Source organism: Sphingomonas sp. MS122, assembly GCF_049532975.1.
Lineage (GTDB): Bacteria > Pseudomonadota > Alphaproteobacteria > Sphingomonadales > Sphingomonadaceae > Sphingomonas.
Map to the genome: position 1 here is coordinate 816,235 of NZ_CP186695.1, position 21,291 is coordinate 837,525.

Sequence of the window (21,291 nt, forward strand, 5' to 3'; positions counted from 1 at the left end):
CATCGACGGTCATCCCGATCCCGACCGTGCGCGCTTCGTACATGCTTTGGCCGACGCCTATGCCGACGGTGCGCTGATCGGCCGACACGAGGTGCGGCGGATCGAGCTGGCCACAATGGACTTTCCGCTGATCCGTTCACGCGCCGAATGGACGGACGGAAAGCTCGCTCCAGCGATCGCCGAAGCACAGGCCACGATCGCCTGGGCTGATCATATCGTCATTCTGTATCCATTGTGGCTGGGCGACGTGCCCGCGCTGCTCAAGGGCTTCCTCGAACAGGTCGCCCGGCCAGGCTTCGCGATCGCCGAAGGGTCGCGTGGGCCACGCGGGCTGCTCAAGGGCAAGTCAGCACGCCTGGTAGTGACGATGGGCATGCCCGCATTCTTCTATCGCTTCTACTTCGGCGCCCACAGCGTAAAGAGCCTTGAGCGCAATATCCTCAAGCTCGCGGGTATCCGGCCCGTCGAACATACGCTGATCGGTGGGGTCGAGGGCTCGGCCGAGCAGCGCGAGGAATGGCTCGGCGAGATGCTTGATCTCGGCAGCCGCGGGGCATGAGACGAGTCGCGCTGGCTGCCGCGGTGATCGCGACCGCATGCGGCTGCGCGATCGCGGGGAATGGCCAGTCACTCGACTCCGGCTCAGTCCGGCAAGCGGTCGCACGGCTGAAGCCCGGCGAATATCTGTGGATGCCGCAGGCGGCGCCCGAAGGACCGATGATCCTCATCGTCAACGTCCGCACGCAACGCGCGGTGCTCTACCGCAATGGGCTTCCGATCGCGATCACCACCGTCTCCACCGGCCGCAAGAGCCACAAGACACCGCTCGGCGTCTTCACGATTCTCGAGAAGGAGGCAGTGCATTTCTCCAGCATCTACGACAGCGCGCCGATGCCGCATATGCAACGGCTGACCTGGGGTGGCGTGGCGCTCCATGGCGGCCATCTGCCCGGCTATCCGGCGTCGCACGGATGCATCCGACTGCCGCACGAATTCGCCAGGCTGTTGTTCGACGAGACCCGACTCGGCATGACCGTCATCGTCACTGACCGACCCTCAGCGCCTGTTCTGGCACTCGGCATCGAGCTCGCCGCTGGGACAGACGATGCGACATTCATGTGGAAGCCCGAGGCCGCGCCCACCGGCCCGGTTTCGATTCTCGTCAGCAGCGCGGAGCAGCGCGTGGTCGTGCTGCGAAACGGCAAGCTGATCGGCTCTGCGAGGCTATCGATCGAAGGCAAGGTCGATCGTCCGCAGTTGTTCGCGCTGGTGCGGGCACCGTCGGCTCGCCTGGAATGGGCGCGCATACCGCTGCCCGGCCAAGCCCCTGATTCCTCCGCTGGAACGGTCAAGATTATCTCGCCTCCGGACTTCCGCGCGCTGGTCGAGCAAGTCCTGGTCCCAGGCGCGACCGTCGTCGTCACGCCTGACAAGCTCAAGCTCGGTAGTATCGAGCCGGCGTTGTTGGAAGCCGACAAGCAGCCCACACGCCGTAACTAGGAGGCCGGAGCCGCCAGGGATTGGCCGCGAAGCGCAACCCTGCGTATTGTTCCGGATGGGAAAGCACCGCAATTGCCAAGATGGAGAAGCCGTGACCGGTCAAGCGCTTCCTGATCCGGACGAGCTCGCGCTCTTCATCGAGAGCGTGAACGATCGTGCGTCGTTCCTCATCGACACCGAGGGCCGGATCAAGTCCTGGAACCGCGGCGCCGAGCTGCTCACCGGCTGGGACGCGGCGGCGGTCGTCGGGCAGCCGTTCGATCTGCTCTACCCCTCCGATCAACAGAAGGAGGGCGTCCCCGCCGCCGATCTCATGAAGGCGCGCGAGCGAACCCGCGTTCGAAACGAGGGCTGGCGCGCGCGCCGTGACGGATCGGAATTCTTCGCCGACGTGATGTTGATCGCCCTCTGGGACGACGCAGGTGTTCTGCGCGGCTTTGGCCAGACGCTATTTGACATCACGGCACGCAAGGCGACGGAAACCGCGCTCGCGCGCAGTGAGCTGCACTTACGCTCGATCCTGGCGACAGTGCCTGACGCGATGATCGTCATCGACGAGCATGCGACCATCCTTTCATTCAGCGCGGCGGCAGAACGGCTGTTCGGCTGGACCGAGGCCGATGTGGTCGGCAAGAACGTCGATATGCTGATGCCTTCGCCCGATCGCGAGCGGCATGACCATTATATCGCGCACTATCTCGATACGGGCGAGCGCCGGATCATCGGCATCGGCCGTATCGTTTCCGGCCAGCGGCGGGACGGCACCGTATTTCCGATGGAACTCTCCGTCGGCGAAGCCGCGAGCGAGGGCCACCGCATCTTCACTGGCTTCATCCGCGATCTGACCGAGCAGCAACGCGCCGAGCTTCGCCTCAAGGAGCTTCAGTCGGAGCTGATCCACGTCTCCCGCCTGAGCGCCATGGGCACGATGGCGTCCACGCTCGCGCACGAGCTCAACCAACCGCTGGCCGCTATCACCTACTTCATGCAGGGCGCGCGCGATTTGCTCGCGGACCCGAGCAATGATGTTCAGGCGCTACTCGCCGAAACGCTCGATGAAACCGCCAATGAAGCGCTTCGCGCCGGCAATATCGTTCGCCGGCTGCGCGAATTCGTTGCGCGAGGCGAGGTCGAAAAGCGCGTGGAAGACCTTAATCACCTGATCGACGAAGCAAGCCGGCTGGCGCTGATTGGCGCGCGTGAGCGGGGAATCCGCACCTTCTTCGAGCTGGACCGTAGCGTAAAGCATGTACTCGTGGAACGCGTGCAGATTCAGCAGGTACTCGTAAACCTGCTCCGCAATGCCGTCGAGGCGCTCGCTGGGTGCGTAATTTGCGACCTGACCATCAGCACCGCGCGCGATACCGGGGAGATGGTACGCGTCTCGATCGCCGATACGGGTGCGGGCATTCCCGAGAGTATCGTGCCGCAGCTTTTCCAGGCCTTCGCTACGACCAAAGAGAACGGCATGGGCCTCGGCCTTTCGATCTGCCGTACGATCGTCGAGGCACATGGCGGGCGCATCTGGGCCGAGCCACGCGAAGGCGGCGGCACCATTTTCAACTTCACCCTCATGAGCGCGGAAGTCGAGGCATAGGATGGAAAAGAAGCTGGTTCACCTCGTCGATGACGATCCTGCAATCCGGCGGTCGGTCAGCTTCGTGCTGAAGACGTCGGGGTTCGACGTCAGGTCATATGAGTCTGGTGTGATCTTTTTGAAGGAGGTTCGCCATGCGGCTCCCGGTTGCATCCTCCTGGACATCCGCATGCCAGAAAAGGACGGGCTCGAGGTGCAGCGCGATCTGAACGCCATGGGTATCAGCATGCCAGTCGTCATGCTCACCGGTCATGGCGACGTGACCGCCGCTGTGCAGGCGATGAAGGAAGGTGCCGTCGACTTTCTCGAGAAGCCATCCGACAAGGACGATCTCCTTCGCGCGATCAACACCGCATTTGTCCGCCTCGAGCGATCGGAAGACGTCGCGGGGGCCGAATCGGAGGCCCAGGTGCGGATCGCGGCGCTCACGCCGCGCGAACGGGAGGTGCTTGAGGGACTTGCTCAGGGCCTGCCCAACAAGACAATCGCCTACGACCTCGGAATCTCGCCCCGTACCGTCGAGGTCCACCGCGCTAACGTCATGACGAAGCTACGTGTGCACACCTTCCCCGATGCGTTGCGGATCGCATTCGCGGCAGGTCTCGGAAAAAGTGGCGTTTCGTAGGATTACGTAACGACCAGCGCCGCCTCGCTGCGCATGCATCTTCCATGATACAAGAAAGTGTCCGCTTGTCGGCCCACCCCCGTGTCGATGAGAAGCGCCCATCGTTGCTGCTGGTGGAAGACGACGATGCGCTGCGGCGCGCGCTTCAGCTCATGCTCTATAATCAGGGCTATCAGGTTCGCGCCTATCCCTCAGCTGCGCACGCCCTCGCCGATCCGTCAGCGACGGACGCGAGCGTGCTGGTCGCGGACTATAGGCTGCCGGATTCTGACGGCATCGCGCTGCTTGGCGCGCTCCGTTCGCGCGACTGGAACGGCCGCGCGGTGCTCGTTACCGGTTTTCCCTCGCCAAGCCTGACGGCCAGTGCGAATTTGGCCGGTTACGCCGCGATCCTCGAGAAGCCGGTCCCCCATCACAGGCTCCTCGCCGCGATTGCATCGAACTGACGGTCAAAGGCCGATACCGTGGCCTCTGCCACCCTCCGAACCGCACTACTCGAGCATAGGTACATATCCCAGTGACCACGTTCTCTTCGCCTCAATAGCTTTTACTCGATACCAACGGAGGCGATTCCATGAAGAACATTCTGGTGCTCATGCACGACGATGCCGGGCAGGAAGCGCGTTTCCAGTGCGCGCTCGATCTTACCCGTGCGGTCGATGGCCATCTGACCTGTCTCGATGTCTCGATGCTGCCAGTGGCGATCGACGACTATGGCGTATTCGGCGGCACGGCCACCCTCATCGCCGATGAACAAGCGGCCGAGCGGCGAAATCGCGCGCGGATGGAGCCACGGCTCGGCGACGAGGAGGTCGGCTACACCTGGATCGACGTCACCGGCGACCTGGCCTCGTCGCTGCGCGACGCGACCGCCATCAGCGATGTGCTGGTGCTCAACCGGCAGCTCGACGACACGACCTATCCCGACATGTTCGGCCTAGCCGGCGAGGTCGTCGTGAAATCGGGCAAGCCGGTTCTCGCGGTGCCCGAGCGTACGCGCCGTTTCGATCCCTTCGGTCATGCGATGGTCGCCTGGGACGGTTCGCGCGAGGCCGAGGCCGCGCTCCGCGCCGCCGTACCGCTGCTCCAGCTCGCCGAACGCGTGACGATCCTCGAGGTCCATGACGGCTCGATCAACCTGCCCGCGTTCGAAGCCGCAGAATATCTGTCACGGCACGGGATCAAGGCGACCATCCTGCGGCGCTCCTCCGCCGTGGACCTCCCGAGCACGGTGATCCTCAACGAACTCGTCGAGAGCGCGGCAAGCTATCTCGTCATGGGCGGGTTCGGGCACAGCCGGATGGTCGAAGCGATGATCGGCGGCGTCACGCGGCGGATGCTGCGCGAATGTCCCGTGCCGCTCTTCCTCGCGCATTGAATGGAGGAGAGAATGACGACGACCACCGAGGCGCCGCGCCACATGATCGTGCTGGGCCATCCGACGCCCCGCAGCTTCAATCATCAGGTTGCCGAGACGTACCAGCGTGTCGCGCGCGAGTGTTGGCAGGAGGCGGAGGTGCGCGACCTGTATGCGCTCAATTTCGATCCGTTGCTGCGTCCTGGAGAATCGCCCTCGCCCGACATCGAAGCCGAGCTCGCGATGCTGCAGGCCTGCGACGTCCTGGTGTTCGTCTATCCGATCTGGTTCGGCACGCCGCCGGCGATCATCAAGGGCTATGTCGAGCGGGTGCTCGGCGCGAATTTCCGCCCCCAGTATCTCAAGACCGAAGCTGCTGCAGCGCTGTTCCACGGCAAGCGGTTTCTGACGCTGTCCAGCTCCGCGACGAGCTTGCCTTGGCTCAACGAGCGTGGGCAGTGGCTTTCGCTCCGCCACGCATTCGACGCCTATCTTGCCAACCTGTTCGGCTTCCGCGAGGCGGAGCACGTGCACTTCGAATCGGTGGTCGAGGGTACGCGCGAGAGCTACATCGCCGAACTGCTCGGCCGCGTGGAGCAGACCGCACGGTTCATGTGCAGCGAGCTAGCGCAGGAGCGGAACGCGCGAGTCACCGCACGGCATCTGGGCTGGGCGAACAGCTAGCTGCCTGCCACCGCTAGGGAACGCGACCGATGCCGAACCGCCCGCCAATCGCCCCGAACGACCCTGCAACACCGCCGTGCCCGCCCGAAGCGCCGTCGGCTGCACCGCTGCCCGAGACGCCGCCACTTGCGGCGCCCGAATATGCGCCGCCGCCGCCGGACCGCTGCGATCCAGATACGGCGCCGATCGAGGATCCGCAGCCCGACGAGGCGCCCGCACCACCGCCCGGCGAGAACGAATAGCCGGGTTGCAAACGCGCTTCGGTGATCGGAGAGTCAGGCAATGGCGCAGCAAAGCGCAGGTGTGCTTCTCTATCGTGTTGCCGAGCGGGGAATCGAGGTGCTGCTCGTCCATCCGGGCGGCCCGTTCTGGCGCAACAAGCAGGTCGGCGCCTGGCAACTTCCCAAGGGACTGATCGAAGCGGACGAGACGCCGGAGGCCGCCGCGCGCCGTGAGCTCGAGGAGGAGCTGGGCCTCGCCATAAGCGGCGAGCTGGTTCCGCTTGGCCGCATCCGCCAGGCCGGCGGCAAGATCGTCGATGCGTTCGCCTTGGCCGGAGAATTCGATCCCGCGGCCTTACGCAGTCAGACGTTCGAACTCGAATGGCCGCCGCACAGCGGCCGACGCGAAGCCTTTCCTGAGATCGACGCGGCGCGATGGATGACGCTCGACGAAGCTTCGGCCTGGATCCTGCCGAGCCAGCGGCCGCTGCTCGAACGCCTCGAGCAAGCGCTGGCCTTTTGACGCACGACGAAGGCTCAGGGCTGCATCCACGCGATCACGAGGATCCAGAAGTCACGGGCAAGAGATATCCCCAGCTTGATGAGCGCGCCAACCAGCACCGCCGCCAGAACGACGGCACCGAGCCTGGCCGGCTGGCGCCATGCGGCACGACGCACCGTTCGCCCCTGATTCACCGGAGTGGCTGAAGCGCCGCGATTACAGCGAGCATCACCACCATTCCCACGAGCAGCCAGATACCCGAGAGCGCTCGGCGATTGCGATTCACCTGAAGGGTAGAAAACGGGGCTTTGCCGGGTTCGAACATGACCAACTCCTCTGTTTGATCGGCTCGGTGTGTTCGAGATGAAGGCGCATCGGAATCCGGGGGTGTACGGATATGGCGATCAAGCTGACACAATGGTGGTCCGCCAGCGGGGAGCCGGAGCTATATCCGGGACATTCCCAATGCCGTCCCCGGTCGCCGATCGGCAGGCTCGATTGCGGCGCACGATACTCGACAGGTGTCCGGTCGCCGCAACTCGAGGGAATGACGGATCCAGGAATGTCGTTAGAACTCATCTTCCACGGCGCCGCAGGCACGGTCACCGGATCGTGCATGGAGCTCAGATCAGAGCGCCATCGACTGCTCATCGACTGCGGGCTGTATCAAGGCTCGCGCTCGCTCGAGGCGTTGAACTATGAGCAGCTTCCGTTCGACCCGGCTGAGCTCGACCTCGTCATTCTCACGCACGCCCATCTCGACCATTCCGGGCGCTTGCCGCTGCTGGTGCGCGAAGGTCTTCGTGCACCAATCTTGTCCGCACTGCCCAATCGACAGCTCCTCGGCCCCTTGCTCGCGGATGCAGCCAACCTGCAGGCCGCCGATGCGGAACGGCGGAACGAGCGGCCGGACCGGGTGGGTCTCCCGCGCTTCGAGCCGCTCTATGATTTCGACGATGTCGAGCGGCTCGTCGCGCAAGTCGAGGGGCTGGCGATCGGCAAGTGGGCCGAACCGCTGCCCAGCATCTCGCTGCGCTTCTGGGATGCGCATCACATACTCGGTGCTGCGTCGGTCGAGCTCAGGATCGATGGGCAGGCGCTGCTCTTCTCCGGCGATATTGGGCCCCGCGCGACCGTGATTCCCGATCCGCCAGCGCCACCGGGGGGCTGGGACCATGTCGTATGCGAAGCGACCTATGGCAATCGCGACCGCACGATCCTGACGGTCGAGCAACGACGCGAGTTGCTTGCCGGAGAGATCGAGGCGGCGCTCGCGCATGGCGGCAACCTCATCATTCCGGCTTTCGCGCTCGAACGCACACAGGTGCTGATCGAAGACATCGTCGCGGGGTTCGATGCCGGACGAATAGCGCCAATGCCCGTCTTCGTCGACGCGCCGCTCGCCGATCGAGTGACGCAGGCCTATCGCCGGTTCCAACGCTCGCCCCGCAGCGGCCCTTCCCCGTTCGATCATCCCAAGGTGCGTTTCACCCGCAGCGTCGAGGAATCGAAGGACCTCAACCGGCTCTCGGGTGCCGTGATCATCGCCGGGTCGGGCATGTGCACCGGCGGGCGGGTGCGCCATCACCTTGTTCGGAACCTGCCTCGAGTGGACTCGACCGTCTTGCTTGTCGGCTATCAGGCGCGAGGCACGCTCGGCGCGGTGCTCGCCGGGGGCGCCCGAGCCGTCCGGATCTCCGGCAGGGACGTTCCCGTGCGCGCCCGCGTTCGCACGATCGACGCCTATTCGGGTCATGCAGACCGTAGCGGACTGCTCAGATGGCTTGAAAAACGTACCCCTGTGAAGGGTACGGTTTTTCTTGACCATGGCGAGCAGCCGGCGCTCGATCAGCTGTCTCGCGATGCCGCGATGCTTGCTGGTCTTCCCCGGCCACTCACGCCCGTGCTTGGCGAACGGTTCCTGCTCGAGGCAGGACAGCCGGCTCAGCGCATCGGAAATCCGCGCGGAGACGCCGCCTCGCTTGTGGCGTCGGAGGACTGGCGCAATCGTTATGCTGCCTTCATCGCGGGGCTCGAAGCCCGGCTGCGCGCACTGCCCTCGGATGCAGCCCGCCGGGCCGCGCTCGAGGCTGCGGACCGCGCGATCGCCGCGGAGCCTCCCTCAGAGTCCGTTACCTACCCGCGTGGAGCGAGGGAGGCGTTTGCGGCCAACGAGGACCGAGCGCTGGAGGATACCCATGCCGAAGCTGCTTCGCCGTAAACGCAAACCGAAGCGCGCACGGCGCGGCCCCGCAGTCCGCGCGGGGCACATGGCCCGCAGCGCCGGGACCATCGCCGTCTATATCATTGGCGGGCTGATGCTGTTTGGACTCCTTCAATTCATTTCCACCTCATTGATTGACGGTTGGGTGGCCGTGATCGCTTGGACACATCGCTGATCGCGCTCCGCCGCATCTCGACACACAAAGGCAACGGAGGAACACATGGCCAGCAAGATGCGCGCGACGATCTTCCTCGAGCCGGGGCGGCTCGTGCTGGGCGAAAAGCCGATTCCGGAGGTGGGACCGCTCGATGCGCTGATCCGTATCACCACGACCACGATCTGCGGCACCGACATCCACATCCTCAAAGGTGAATATCCCGTCGCCGCGGGCCTTACGATCGGCCATGAGCCGGTGGGCGTGATCGATAAGCTCGGCTCGGCGGTGCGCGGCTACACCGAGGGCCAGCGCGTGATCGCGGGGGCGATCACCCCTTCGGGCTGGTCCAATGCGTCACTCGACGGCTGCCACGCGCAGTGCGGCGCGGGCACGGCGCATGGCTGGAAGGCGATTGGCGGCTGGCGCTTCGGCAACACGATCGACGGCGCGCAAGCCGACTATCTGCTCGTGCCCGACGCGATGGCCAACCTCGCGCCGATCCCCGATGGTCTCACCGATGAGCAGGTGCTGATGTGTCCCGATATCCTGTCGACCGGCTTTGGCGGCGCGGAGGCCGGCAAGATCCGCATCGGCGATACCGTCGCGGTATTCGCGCAAGGCCCGATCGGCCTTTGCGCCACGGCCGGAGCTCGGCTCATGGGAGCGGCTGAGATCATCGCGGTCGAGAGCGTGCCCGAGCGTGCGGCGATTTCGCGCCGCATGGGTGCCGACCATGTGGTCGACTTCACGAAGGAAGATCCGGTAAGCGCGATCCAGCGGATCACCAAGGGCCGCGGCGTCGATGTGGCGATCGAGGCGCTGGGGAGGCAGCAGACCTTCGAATGGGCGTTGCGCTCGATCCGGCCCGGCGGCACGCTTTCCTCGCTCGGCGTCTATTCCGAGGACCTCAAGATCCCGCTCGACGCCTTTGCAGCGGGACTTGGCGACCATCGCATTGTCACCACGCTCTGCCCGGGTGGCAAAGAGCGCATGCGCCGGCTGATGGCCACGGTCGCTTCGGGGCGGGTCGATACCGGTGCGCTGGTCACCCACCATTTCGGGCTCGAGGATATCGAAACAGCCTATGACCTGTTCGGACATCAGCGTGATGGCGTTCTCAAGGTCGCGATCCGTCCTTGAACAAATTGAGCATACCATCACCCGCTATCCGCGGCAGGTCCGTGACTGTACGGATGCGGCATTCGCGAGCACGCGCACCGGCGGAATTTGGGCCGTTAACCGTCAGTCCGCTTTGGATTAGACGGCTGGTCCGGGTTCCCGGCCCATCCTACTGCTTTCGGACTGACTAGTTACAGGTCATGCGATGTGAAGCGGACACGTCTTCTATTCTCGAGCGATTGACTTTGCCTTGAGCTTCCTGCGACCTTCTTCGGTAGGAGAGACGGCATGAGTCGGACCAGTATCTGTCACGGCGATACGGTGCTTGAGGCGGTCCGGTCGCCAACCAGCGCCGGTGTGTCCGAGATCGCGGCATCTTGGTGCCGCTCAGTCTTCAACCATGGCCTCGATCCCGAAGGTCGGGCTACGCGCGAGCGGCTCGACGGTGCGGCGCTGTCGGCACTGCGGGCAGAGCATGAGGTCATGTTGGCAGTCGCCGCGCCCGTGCTCGATCACATGTTCCGGTCGGTCGGGCGTTCGGGCTGCGCGGTGATCCTGAGCGACGCGCGGGGCGTAATCCTGGAACGCCGGTCGGGCGATGCCGACGCCGCAGGTTTCTCCGCCGCCGGACTGGTTGAAGGCGCACGATGGGGCGAGGCCGAGGAGGGAACCAACGGCATCGGCACTTGCCTGTTCGAGGACAAACCGGTCGTTATTCATCGCGATCAGCATTTCGCCAGCCGCAACGTCGACATCAGCTGCATGGACGCCCCCGTGCACGATCCGCATGGACGGCTGGCGGCTGCACTGGACGTGTCGAGCTGTCGTGACGATCATGGGACTGCGATGGCGGAGATGATCGCGGCATTGGTACGCGATGCAGCGCGCAAGATCGAACGCGACTATTTCTGCCGCCATTTCGCAGGCCGCCGGATCATCTTCCTGTCCGACGACGCCGTGACCGGAAGCGCATTGCTGGCTGTGGACCGGGACGATCTGGTCGTCGGCGCCAGCCGGGCGGCGCGATTGCGGCTGGGGCTGAGCGATGCGGTGCTGGAGACGCCCCGCGCGCTCGGCCAGGTGCTGGGCGAGGATGCGCCCCCTCTTTCGAACAGGCCGACCGTGCGGTGCTGCGGCAGGCGCTAGCGCAAGCGGGCGGCAATGCCAGCCGGGCTGCACGGCTGCTCGGCATCGGTCGTGCGACCCTTTATCGCCGTATGGCGCGGGCAGGCGTGACGGCCTGACCTTGCCCCGAACGATTGTCGTAAGAACCTGTCTCGCTGGCGAGACACAACGCCCTCACGTCCCCCTTTGCTCCTCTTCCGCCCCGCCGGATCGCATCGATAGGGTTGCTGCCAGACGCCGATGAAGCGGCGCCGAACAAGCTAAGGAAGAGGATCGGGCTATGAATGCCATCGTTCTGGATCGCCGGGTTGCGAGGCTCCAGTCGCCGTTCGCGGAACGCTACGACAATTTCATTGGTGGCACCTGGGTTGCCCCCAAAGCGGGCCGGTACTTCGAGAATTTCACTCCCATCACGGGACAGAGCGTCGGACAGATCGCCCGATCGCAGGCCGAGGACATCGACGCCGCGCTCGATGCAGCGCACAAGGCGAAGGACGCATGGAGCCGAACCTCGGTCGCAGAACGCGCGCTGATCCTCAACCGCATAGCCGACCGGATGGAACAGCATCTCGAACAGCTCGCGATCGCCGAGACATGGGACAACGGCAAGCCGATCCGTGAGACGATGGCCGCGGACATTCCGCTGGCGATCGACCATTTCCGCTACTTTGCCGGGGTGGTCCGCGCGCAGGAGGGTTCGATCAGCGAGATCGACCATGACACCGTTGCCTATCATTTCCACGAGCCGCTGGGCGTTGTCGGCCAGATCATCCCGTGGAACTTCCCACTGCTGATGGCGGCATGGAAGTTGGCGCCGGCGCTGGCGGCGGGCAATTGCATCGTGCTGAAGCCAGCCGAACAGACCCCGGCCTCGATCATGGTGTGGATCGACCTGGTCGGCGACCTGCTGCCGCCGGGCGTGCTCAATATCGTCAACGGTTTCGGGCTGGAGGCGGGCAAGCCGCTCGCCACTTCGCCGCGCATCTCGAAAATCGCCTTTACCGGCGAGACGACTACCGGCCGGCTGATCATGCAATATGCCAGCGAGAACCTGATTCCCGTCACGCTGGAATTGGGCGGCAAATCGCCCAACATCTTCTTCGAGGACGTGGCGCGCGAGGACGACGACTATCTCGACAAGGCGATCGAGGGTTTCGTTATGTTCGCGCTCAACCAGGGCGAGGTTTGCACCTGTCCCAGCCGCGCGCTGATCCACGAGAAGATCTACGATCGCTTCATGGACAAGGCGCTGAAGCGTGTTGCCGCGATCGTGCAGGGGAGTCCGCTCGACCGGGCGACGATGATCGGCGCGCAGGCGTCGTCCGAACAGCGCGACAAGATCCTTTCCTATATCGACATTGGCCGGCAGGAGGGCGCGGAACTGCTGATCGGCGGCGCGGCGGCCGATCTCGGCGGCGAACTGTCGGGCGGCTACTATGTTCAGCCGACGGTATTTCGCGGTCAAAACAAGATGCGCATCTTCCAGGAAGAGATCTTCGGTCCGGTACTGTCAGTGACGACTTTCCGAGACGAGGCGGAGGCGCTGTCGATTGCCAATGACACGCTCTATGGCCTGGGCGCGGGCGTGTGGAGCCGCGACGCCAACACCTGCTACCGCTTCGGCCGCGCCATTCAGGCGGGGCGGGTGTGGACCAACTGCTATCACGCCTATCCCGCGCATGCCGCGTTCGGCGGATACAAGCAGTCCGGCATCGGGCGCGAGAATCACAAGATGATGCTCGACCATTATCAGCAGACGAAGAACATGCTGGTCAGCTACAGCCCGAAGAAGCTCGGCTTCTTCTAACCCTGCCATCGTGGCGTCCCGCTCAGCGGGGCGGCACCACCCATCCTCTCCAGCAGAAGGAGTAACTTTATGGCCAAGACCATGAAGGCTGCCGTCGTGCGCGAATTCGGCAAGCCGCTGAGCATCGACGAAGTGCCCGTGCCGCAAGTCGGCCCCGGCCAGATACAGGTCGCGATCCAGGCATCGGGCGTGTGCCACACCGATCTCCACGCCGCCGAGGGCGACTGGCCGGTCAAGCCCAGCCCGCCATTCATTCCCGGCCATGAAGGCGTAGGCTTCGTCAGTCAGGTCGGCGCCGGCGTGACGAACGTGAAGGAAGGCGACCGCGTCGGCGTGCCGTGGCTGTACAGCGCGTGCGGGCACTGCGTGCATTGCCTGGGCGGCTGGGAGACGCTGTGCGAGACGCAGCTCAACACGGGCTATTCGGTCAACGGCGGGTTCGCCGACTATGTCATCGCCGATCCCAATTATGTCGGCCACCTGCCGGGCAACATCAGCTTCAGCGAGATCGCGCCCGTGCTGTGCGCCGGCGTCACGGTCTATAAGGGCCTGAAGATGACCGACACCAAGCCGGGCGATTTCGTTGCGATCAGCGGCATCGGCGGGCTGGGGCACATGGCGGTTCAATATGCGGTGGCGATGGGTCTCAACGTCGCGGCGATCGACATCGACGACGCCAAGCTCGATCTCGCGCGCCGGCTTGGAGCGACGGTGACCGTCAACGCCCGTGATGAAGACCCCGCCACCGTCATCCGGCGAGAGACCGGCGGTGGCGTCAACGGCGTGCTGGTGACTGCGGTCAGCCCGAAAGCGTTCGAACAGGCGATCGGTATCACCGCGCGCGGCGGTACGGTCGCGCTCAACGGCCTGCCCCCGGGCGATTTCCCGCTCAACATCTTCGGTCTGGTCCTGAACGGCATCACTGGAATCGGCGACCTTTCGCAGTCTTGCGGAGGGCTCCACGCGCCGCTGCGATCTGCGTCATCTGTTTCTTTTCATCGGTGCAGACCCGAACTCCGCCTGGCTCCGAGACTGCGTGGAGATGGACGCCCATGGCTTCGTCACAACCGGAGCCGGCAACCTGCCGCTCGAGACCAGCAGAGCCGGCGTGTTCGCCATCGGCGATGTTCGTGCGGGATCGACCAAACGAGTCGCCGCGGCCGTGGGCGAAGGCGCCGCCGTGATCGCGCAGATCCACGCGATGCTGGCGCGGCGAAACCGGACTTAACGCACTCCCAGATCGCGTCTGCGGCTGCCGGGTATTCGAGGCGCGGCCGGCGGGCTGCAAGGCAATCCGAAGCTGCCATTCGCGCTCCAGCTGAACGAACGTCCGCTTTCGGGAAGCGCCGCGGCCACACCGAATGACCGGGATTGGGACGCATAGCGGAAGCGGAAACCCGATGATTGGCGCTTGCGTTCAGTTACGGAGATGCCCGTGCCGTGGAGGCACCTACCCGGTGCTCCTGCGCCCAGAAAAATATTCTCATACCCGGCCCCGTAGTTCGTGGCGTGCCGCGTCAATCCCTCCGACGCCGGACAAAGCCGGCGCTTGGGAGGGAAGAGGATGGCGATCTCGACAAAGACTTTTTGCGCGGCGATGCTTGCCGCAACTGCGGCCCATACAAGCACGGTCATCCTGCCAGCGAGCGCGCAGGTATCCCCACTGACATTCGAGTTGCCGTCGCAGGATCTCGCGAGGACGTTGCGCGCCATAGCTCGTCAGAGCGGCCGCGAGATCCTGTTCGCAGACTCGGATGTGCGCGGCCGGCGGGCACCGGCGGTCCGAGGCAGCTTCACCGTCGATCAGGCGGTGCGCCTCGCCATCAGCGGCGGCGGCCTCGTCGTCGAGGACCAAGCTGGCGCGCTGGTGGTGCGGGCAGCCTCCCATGCAAGCCAGGAGGACCCGGGCGAGACGGATATCACCGTGACTGGCACCCGTATCCGCGGCGCGAGCGGCCCCTCGCCGGTCGTCGTGATGACGCGGCGGGGATTGGAGGAGCAGGGCATTCCCGACATGGCGAGCGTTTCGCGGATCATCCCGCAGAATTTCACCGGAGGGCAGAACCCCGGGGTCGCGGGAGGCGGTGAGCAGAGCGGATACAACAACATCAACAACTCGACGACGCTCAACCTTCGCGGGCTGGGTTCTGACGCGACGTTGACGCTCATCAACGGTCACCGCCTCCCTTACGACGCCGTCAACCAGGGCGTCGACATCTCGATCATTCCGCTTGCGGCGCTCGAGCGCATCGAGGTGATCGCCGACGGCGCCTCGGCACTCTACGGTTCCGACGCGGTCGGCGGGGTCGCCAACATCATCCTGCGCCGCGACTATGACGGCCTTCGAGTGAGCGGCCGGGCCGGCGCCTCGACCGAGGGCGGCAATGTCCAGCAGCAATATTCGGGCGTGGGCGGCGCGCGCTGGGCCCGCGGCGGCTTCATGGCCGCGGTCGACTATAGCAAGGCGACCCCGATCCATGCCGACGACAGGCCCTATACGCGCCAGCTCAACCCCGCGCAGATGCTGACGACGGGCAGCCGACAGGTCAGCGGCGTGCTGACCGGCCACCAGGATCTGGCCAGCTGGCTGTCGTTCGAACTGGACGCACAGCTCGCCGACCGCCGCTCGCGCAAGACGAACGCGTTCTCGCTGACCGCACCGGTCACCTTCTACGGGCAGGACAACCTGCCGGTCCTGCGCTCCTGGGCAGTGACGCCCTCGCTCCGTCTCAGACCCGGCGGCGGCTGGGAAGCCACGCTTCAGACGACCCATGGCGAGAGTTCGACCGTCGCCAATTCCCGCCGCTATACCAACGGGAACCTGCTCGTCGGGCGCTCGGCCTATGACAATCGTCTCACCAATTTCGAGGCGAGCGCCGAAGGTCCGCTCGTGCATTTGCCCGGAGGCGACATACGCCTTGCCTTGGGCGGCGGCTATCGCCGCTTCCAGCTAGACTTCGACGTCCGTACCACGAGCGGCGGCATTACCCGGGTCACGCGCGATGCCGTCGAGCGCCGCCAGAGCCTGTTCGGCTATGGCGAGTTGTCGGTGCCGCTGGTCGGCGAGCAGAACCGCCTGCCGTTCGTCGAGGCGCTCCGCCTCAGCGCCGCTGCTCGCTACGAGAACTACAAGGGTATCGACGCGGTCGCGACGCCCAAGCTGGGGCTGGTCTATGCGCCGCACCGCGACGTCACGCTCAAGTACAGCTGGGGGCGTTCGTTCAAGATTCCGACCTTGCAACAGGTCAACCAAGTGCGTGAGGTCGTCCTGTTCCCCGGCTATTTCTTCGCGCCCCAGCCGACACCGCCGCTAGCGCCTGGAGCGACCGTGATGCTGATCGGAGGCGGCAATCCGGACCTGCGCGCGGAGCGCGCGACCAGCTCGACCCTGTCGGTCGAGTTCAAGCCCCGATTCCTCGAGGGGCTCCGGATCGAGGCGAGCTGGTACGACATCGACTATCACGGGCGCATCGCCTCGCCCATCAGCGACCTGCTGTCCGCGCTTGGCAACCCGGCGGCAGCGGACTTCGTGCTCTTCGCGCCCAGTGCGAGCCAGCTCGACGCGATCATCGCGAGCGCACCGATGGGGCTCTCCAACCAGAGCGGCCAACCCTATGATCCCGCACAGGTCGCGGCGGTGATCGATTCGAGCCTGCACAATAGCGCGCGCGAACATATCCGCGGGCTCGACCTCGCCTTCGACTATGCCGCCAGCCTGGGGGTGGACAGCCGGCTGACCATCGCGGGATCGGCGACCTATCTCGATGCGACCCGGCAGTCGGCCGCCAATCTGCCCCATGAGCGCCGTTCGGGCGTGATCTTCACGCCGCCCAAGTTCCGCGCGCGCGGTTCGGCGAGCTGGGAAACCTCGGCAGTGCAGCTGTCGGCATCGCTCAACTATCTCGACGGCACGCTCGACAACCGGCTTCCCGTGGCCGCCCATATCGGAGCCTTCACGACGCTCGACCTGAGTGGGTCCTTCCGGACGGGGAAAGGACATGGCCTTCTCGGCGATCTCGAGCTGCGTCTCAACGTACAGAACCTGCTCGACGAGCGACCCGACCTGATCCGCGTGTCGGACCCGACCTGGGTCCCCTTCGACTCGACCAACCAGTCGGCGATCGGCCGGTTCGTCAGCTTCTCGGTGACCAAGCAATGGTGAACCGGTACCTCGCGGTGGTGCTCGTCGGAGCCCTCATGCTCGCAATGCCCGGCATCGCCGCGGCTTCTCCCAGCTGCAGCGACGTCATGCCGTCGGCGATCGCGACCCCGCAGCCCAGGCGCGCACTGATCCCAGAGGACCTCGTCCGGTTGCGCGACATCGGGCCCGTCGATCCGAAGCAACAATATGCCGGGCTGTTCTCGGTGTCGCCGGACGGACGCCGGGCGGCCTTTCAGCTCCGGAGCGCCGATCCAGCGACCAATGGCTATTGCCTGGCAATGGTCGTGGTCGAGCTTCGGCCAGGCGGCAAGGCCGTGGTGGTCGATCGCGGCGGCGACTTCATCCGGTTCCGCTTCGACTTCCGCGGAAAGGCGAGCTTCCCCAGCGGCGTCGCCGACACGATCACGCCGCGCTGGTCTCCCGATGGCCGCTGGATCGCCTATCGGCGGCGCGACCGGGATAGTGTTCAGCTGTGGCGGGCCCGTATCGACGGGAGCGGCAGCGAGGCGATCACCGACAGCGTCGACGACGTGGAGGACTTCCGCGTCACCGCGGACGGGAACGGCATCGTCTACGCGACCCGGCCGGGGCTGCGCGAAGCGTCCGCCGCGATCGACAGGGAGGGCCTGTCCGGCTTCCACTATGACGATCGCTTCTCGCCGACTTCGAGCAGTCGGCCTTTCCCGCTAGCTCCGATCCCGCGCAAAGCCTGGTACCTCGACCTGGAAAGCCGGCGCACACGCGCGGCAACGCAGGAAGAGGCGGCGCTGCTCGACAAGGTGCCGCGCGAGGAGGGAAACTGGACGGAGGCAGCCGGGCCCAGAGGAGCGGTCGCTGTCGTGCAGGTCCCGCCGGACAGCCTCTACGCTTCGCGCGGCCGGCTCCAGGTTGCAGTCGGTGCTCGCACGACGGTCTGCGGCGCCCCCGAGTGCGCGGATGCCAGCTATCCCTGGTGGGTGGGCGACGCAGTGCGATTCTTTCGCCGCGAGGGCTGGATGAACGAGGAGACCGCCATCTACGAGTGGAAACCGGGCAGCCTCCGCACGCGCAGGCTCTATGCGACCGTGGACCTGCTGCTGGGCTGCGTGCCGGCCGGGGCCGCGCTCACCTGCCTGCGCGAAGGCGCGCTGCAGCCGCGCCGGCTCGAGCGGCTCGATCCGGCGACGGGCGTGCGCGAAATCGTCTTCGACCCCAACCCGGAGTTCGCGAGCCTGACGCTGGGCCGCGTCGAGCGCCTGCGCTCGCGCAACAGCTTCGGCCTCGCCTCCTTCGCCGATCTCGTCCTGCCGGTCGGGTATGTGCCCGGCCGGCGCTATCCGCTGGTCGTGGTCCAATACGTTTCGCGCGGCTTCCTGCGCGGCGGCACCGGCGACGACTATCCGATCCAGGCCTTCGCCAATCGCGGCTTCGCGGTGCTGAGCGTCGACAAGCCCGATCCGGTGGGCATCAAGGCAGCGCCCGACTATGTCGAGGGCGACCGGATCAACCTCAAGGATTTCGCCGACCGCCGAAGCGTGCTCGAGGCGGTCGAGAATCTGGTGCGCGTCGCGATCGCGCGCGGCATCGCCGACCCGGCGCGCATCGGCATCACCGGCTTGAGCGATGGCTCGTCGACCGTCCAGTTCGCGCTGCTGCACAGCAAGCTCTTCTCCGCCTTCGCGTCGAGCAGCTGCTGCTGGGACACGAGCATGCCGATCCGGGTCGGGCCGGGCGCGGCGAAGCTGTTCCACACCATGGGCTATCCCAGGATGACCGACGACAGCGAGACGGCGCGGGCTTTCTGGCGCCAGATCGCCATCACGCCGAATGCCGAACGCATCCGCGCGCCGATCCTCGTGCAGATTGCCGACGACGAATATTGGAGCGCGCTCCAGAGCTTCACGGCGCTGCGCGAGCTCGACCGTCCGATCGACATGTTCGTCTTTCCGGGCGAGCACCACGTCAAATGGCAACCGGCGCACCGGCTCGCGACCTACACGCGCGCGATCGACTGGTTCGACTTCTGGCTGAACGGCGTGAAGGCACCCGGCCGCGACGCGGAGATCGCGCGCTGGGAGGCGATGCGGCAGGCAGTGGCTGCGCCGGTGCAGTCCGCCATCGCGGAGCCCGCCGCGCCCTGACGGATCAATGGAGGACGGGCGGGTACCGTAACACCCGCCCGTTCGCCTCAGTCGTCGTGCAGGCCCGGATGCCACATCAGGCCGTTCTCGCCGTCGGCGAAGCCCATCATCGATCCGCGCGTGGCGGTGCTCGCGGTGCCGAGCTCGATTCTCTTCATGCTTTCGGTACGCATTGCTCTTCTCCCATTCTGCAAGTCGAACGGCGTGTGCCCGGCAGGCCGCCGGGCATGGCCTCCCCGACCTCAATCGTCGGTGAGGCCCGTGACCAGCATCAGCCCCAGCTCGACGTCCGCGAAGCCGAACAGGCATCCGCGCGTCACCGCGCTTGCCGTTCCGAGTTCGATCGTCTTCATGTCCGCGATACGCATTGCTCTTCTCCTGTCTTGTCGGTGCAGTCGGTAGTGCCCGGACCGGCGGGATCGTCGCGGCGCGGATGCGATGACCGGGCACCGAGCCAGGCCTCGACATTCGCCAGTTCGAGCAGGCGCACATTCTCCTCTCCCGTGGTCGGACGTCCCGGAAGGAGAGCCTCCTTGATCGCGCCGGGATCGAGAATTCGGTGGGCAGCGAGCTGGCCGTCCAGCAGCCGCGCGCGCAGTTCCGCGCGCTTCACGTGCACGATCTCGCCGCAAAACGGATCGGGCGTGCCCTTGACCTTGCGCTCGACGATCGCGGCGGGAAGCCGGTCGGCGAAGGCGGCACGCGCCATTGCGCGGTCGCGGCCGCCCTCGCGCCATCGCCAGCTTGGGATCGCGAGGCAGGCTTCGAGGATCGGCTGGGCGAGCAGCGGATGGACTACCGGCGCGGCGCGGCTGCGGTCCGCCTCCAGCGTGAGCTGGGCGCGGACGAGTGCGGCGATATGCGCCGCCTTGCCGGGGAGCGCCCAGGGCGGCGCCTCGAGCCAGGGGTGATGGAAGGCCATGGCGCTCAGCGACGCGACAAGGTCCGGGTGGAGAAACGCCGGGTTCGGCCTCCAGCGATAGCCCGCCGGCTGGCGCGCCAGGCGCACGGCGGCACGCGTCACGCGGAGCGGTCCGGCACCGGTCTGGCGGCAGATATCGCGCAGCGTCGCGAAGGCACCAGCGCCCGGACCCTCATGCAGCGCTCGGTCGGCGAGCGCCGCGGCCGATTGCGAATAGCCGAAGACATTGTCCCCGCCGTTGCCGGTGAAGAAGGCGTCGGCGCCGAGCCGCTCGGCGGCGGCGCGGTGCGCGATCTCGTAAGGCTGGGCTTCGACGCGTCCGGCCGGGCGCGGCAGATGCGCGCCCAGGGCGCGCGCGAGATCGACGGCCTCCAGATCGTACCGGGCCTCGGAGAGTGGCAAGCCGACCGCGTCGCAGACCAGCTTCGCAAAGCCGCGCTCGTCACCCGCGGCATCGTCCGTGAACAGCGTCAGGCAGGAAGCGTCATACTGCGCCTGCGCAAGGCAGGCAGCGACGATCGACGAGTCTAGCCCGCCGGAAAGGCTGAGCAGCGGGCGCCGGTAGAGCGAGGCCCAGGCGGAGACGCAATGCTCGACCACCCGCTGCAACCTTTCGGCGAGCGCGCCGAGTTCCTCCTCGCCGCCCGGCTCGGCGAAATCCCAGGGGGACCATCCGGCGGCGCTTCGCTCCGACTCGCGATCGAGCGTCACCGCCTCGCCTGCGCGCAGCTCGGCGATGCCGCCAAGCGCGGTCTCGGCCGTGGGCAGGCCCGCCGAATAGAGGATGCGGGCGAGCGCTTCCCATGCCACCGGCGCAGCCTTGTCGCCCGCCGCCTCGAGCAATGCGAGGTCGGACGCGAACATCCTGACGCCCTCGGCCTCGGCGCGGTAGCAGGGCAGCGCTCCCGACGGGTCGCGCAATATCGCCCATCCTGCGCCGCGCTTCCGCATGGCGACATAGCCGCCCCACCAGCTGCCGAGCAGCGCGGCGAACCCCTGTTGCGACAGGGTGGCACGCTCGGCGTCGCTGAAGCGGGGAATCGCGCGGGCGGGCCCACGCCGATGAAAGACGGTGCCGATGACGAACATGTCCGGGCCCGCGTCGAGGACGCTGCCAGCATCGCTCGTCAGAAGGGCGAAGCCGTTCGCGGACCGCATCACGGCAAGCC

The 21,291-nt window shown here is 66.0% G+C and carries 21 protein-coding genes and 1 pseudogene; 18 read left to right on the plus strand and 4 right to left on the minus strand.

Translation table 11 applies throughout. The annotated features are described in order from the left end of the window. Positions 1–46: 46 nt before the first annotated feature. From ACO227_RS03755 to ACO227_RS03795, 9 genes are all read left to right on the plus strand, one after another. On the plus strand, positions 47–559 hold the full coding sequence (locus ACO227_RS03755) for an NAD(P)H-dependent oxidoreductase (protein ID WP_423605410.1): 513 nt from the start codon (positions 47–49) through the stop codon (positions 557–559). 23 nt (positions 560–582) lie between these two features. Then, on the plus strand, positions 583–1,500 hold the full coding sequence (locus ACO227_RS03760; RefSeq protein ID WP_423605411.1) for a L,D-transpeptidase family protein: 918 nt from the start codon (positions 583–585) through the stop codon (positions 1,498–1,500). A 55-nt stretch (positions 1,501–1,555) separates the two neighbouring features. After that, entirely contained in the window at positions 1,556–3,097 is a 1,542-nt protein-coding gene (locus ACO227_RS03765; RefSeq protein WP_423605413.1) for a PAS domain-containing sensor histidine kinase, read from the plus strand. 1 nt (position 3,098) lies between these two features. Further along, entirely contained in the window at positions 3,099–3,722 is a 624-nt protein-coding gene (locus ACO227_RS03770) for a response regulator transcription factor (protein WP_423605414.1), read from the plus strand. 113 nt (positions 3,723–3,835) lie between these two features. Next, on the plus strand, positions 3,836–4,168 hold the full coding sequence (locus tag ACO227_RS03775) for a response regulator (RefSeq protein ID WP_423607248.1): 333 nt from the start codon (positions 3,836–3,838) through the stop codon (positions 4,166–4,168). 128 nt (positions 4,169–4,296) lie between these two features. Further along, a complete protein-coding gene (locus ACO227_RS03780) occupies positions 4,297–5,100 on the plus strand; it encodes a universal stress protein (protein WP_423605416.1) in 804 nt (267 codons plus the stop codon). Between the two features lie 12 nt (positions 5,101–5,112). Further along, positions 5,113–5,763 (plus strand): NAD(P)H-dependent oxidoreductase, encoded by a 651-nt coding sequence (locus ACO227_RS03785; protein WP_423605417.1) that lies wholly within the window; start codon positions 5,113–5,115, stop codon positions 5,761–5,763. 29 nt (positions 5,764–5,792) lie between these two features. Then, positions 5,793–6,005: a hypothetical protein gene (locus ACO227_RS03790; RefSeq protein WP_423605419.1), complete on the plus strand. Its 213-nt coding sequence runs from the start codon at positions 5,793–5,795 to the stop codon at positions 6,003–6,005. Positions 6,006–6,045: 40 nt separating this feature from the next. Then, positions 6,046–6,507 carry an NUDIX domain-containing protein gene (locus tag ACO227_RS03795; RefSeq protein WP_423605421.1) on the plus strand — a complete coding sequence of 154 codons (462 nt, stop codon included), beginning with the start codon at positions 6,046–6,048 and terminating at the stop codon, positions 6,505–6,507. Between the two features lie 14 nt (positions 6,508–6,521). On the opposite strand, the gene ACO227_RS03800 is transcribed toward ACO227_RS03795, so the two are convergent. Next, positions 6,522–6,662 (minus strand): hypothetical protein, encoded by a 141-nt coding sequence (locus tag ACO227_RS03800; protein ID WP_423605423.1) that lies wholly within the window; start codon positions 6,660–6,662, stop codon positions 6,522–6,524. A 386-nt stretch (positions 6,663–7,048) separates the two neighbouring features. On the opposite strand from ACO227_RS03800, the gene ACO227_RS03805 reads away from it, so the two are divergent. The 9 genes and pseudogenes from ACO227_RS03805 to ACO227_RS03845 all read left to right on the plus strand — a co-directional run bounded on the left by ACO227_RS03805 (position 7,049) and on the right by ACO227_RS03845 (position 19,200). Next, positions 7,049–8,707, plus strand: coding sequence for an MBL fold metallo-hydrolase (locus ACO227_RS03805; RefSeq protein WP_423605424.1), 1,659 nt, complete (start codon positions 7,049–7,051; stop codon positions 8,705–8,707). Then, positions 8,685–8,885 (plus strand): hypothetical protein, encoded by a 201-nt coding sequence (locus ACO227_RS03810; protein WP_423605426.1) that lies wholly within the window; start codon positions 8,685–8,687, stop codon positions 8,883–8,885. The genes ACO227_RS03805 and ACO227_RS03810 overlap by 23 nt, the downstream gene beginning before the upstream one ends. A gap of 45 nt (positions 8,886–8,930) precedes the next feature. After that, entirely contained in the window at positions 8,931–10,007 is a 1,077-nt protein-coding gene (locus ACO227_RS03815; protein WP_423605428.1) for an NAD(P)-dependent alcohol dehydrogenase, read from the plus strand. A gap of 267 nt (positions 10,008–10,274) precedes the next feature. Next, positions 10,275–11,132 carry a GAF domain-containing protein gene (locus tag ACO227_RS03820; RefSeq protein WP_423605430.1) on the plus strand — a complete coding sequence of 286 codons (858 nt, stop codon included), beginning with the start codon at positions 10,275–10,277 and terminating at the stop codon, positions 11,130–11,132. Continuing rightward, the gene (locus tag ACO227_RS03825; RefSeq protein ID WP_423605432.1) at positions 11,114–11,230 is read left to right on the plus strand and encodes a helix-turn-helix domain-containing protein; all 117 of its coding nucleotides are present in this window, start codon (positions 11,114–11,116) and stop codon (positions 11,228–11,230) included. Before ACO227_RS03820 ends, ACO227_RS03825 begins: the two co-directional genes overlap by 19 nt. A 161-nt stretch (positions 11,231–11,391) precedes the next feature. After that, entirely contained in the window at positions 11,392–12,918 is a 1,527-nt protein-coding gene (gene adh / locus ACO227_RS03830) for an aldehyde dehydrogenase (protein ID WP_423605433.1), read from the plus strand. A 69-nt stretch (positions 12,919–12,987) separates the two neighbouring features. Continuing rightward, positions 12,988–13,857: pseudogene (locus ACO227_RS03835) on the plus strand (zinc-dependent alcohol dehydrogenase); the annotation flags it as partial. 763 nt (positions 13,858–14,620) lie between these two features. After that, positions 14,621–17,080 (plus strand): TonB-dependent receptor domain-containing protein, encoded by a 2,460-nt coding sequence (locus ACO227_RS03840; protein ID WP_423605434.1) that lies wholly within the window; start codon positions 14,621–14,623, stop codon positions 17,078–17,080. Further along, entirely contained in the window at positions 17,074–19,200 is a 2,127-nt protein-coding gene (locus ACO227_RS03845; protein ID WP_423605435.1) for an Atxe2 family lasso peptide isopeptidase, read from the plus strand. The genes ACO227_RS03840 and ACO227_RS03845 overlap by 7 nt, the downstream gene beginning before the upstream one ends. A gap of 47 nt (positions 19,201–19,247) precedes the next feature. Here ACO227_RS03845 and ACO227_RS03850 read toward each other — a convergent pair whose 3' ends face one another. From ACO227_RS03850 to ACO227_RS03860, 3 genes are all read right to left on the minus strand, one after another. Next, positions 19,248–19,373, minus strand: coding sequence for a hypothetical protein (locus ACO227_RS03850; protein ID WP_423605437.1), 126 nt, complete (start codon positions 19,371–19,373; stop codon positions 19,248–19,250). Between the two features lie 69 nt (positions 19,374–19,442). Next, entirely contained in the window at positions 19,443–19,568 is a 126-nt protein-coding gene (locus tag ACO227_RS03855; protein ID WP_423605439.1) for a hypothetical protein, read from the minus strand. Continuing rightward, positions 19,550–21,280, minus strand: a complete 1,731-nt coding sequence (locus ACO227_RS03860) for an asparagine synthase-related protein (RefSeq protein WP_423605441.1) — start codon at positions 21,278–21,280, stop codon at positions 19,550–19,552. Before ACO227_RS03860 ends, ACO227_RS03855 begins: the two co-directional genes overlap by 19 nt. Positions 21,281–21,291: the final 11 nt, after the last annotated feature.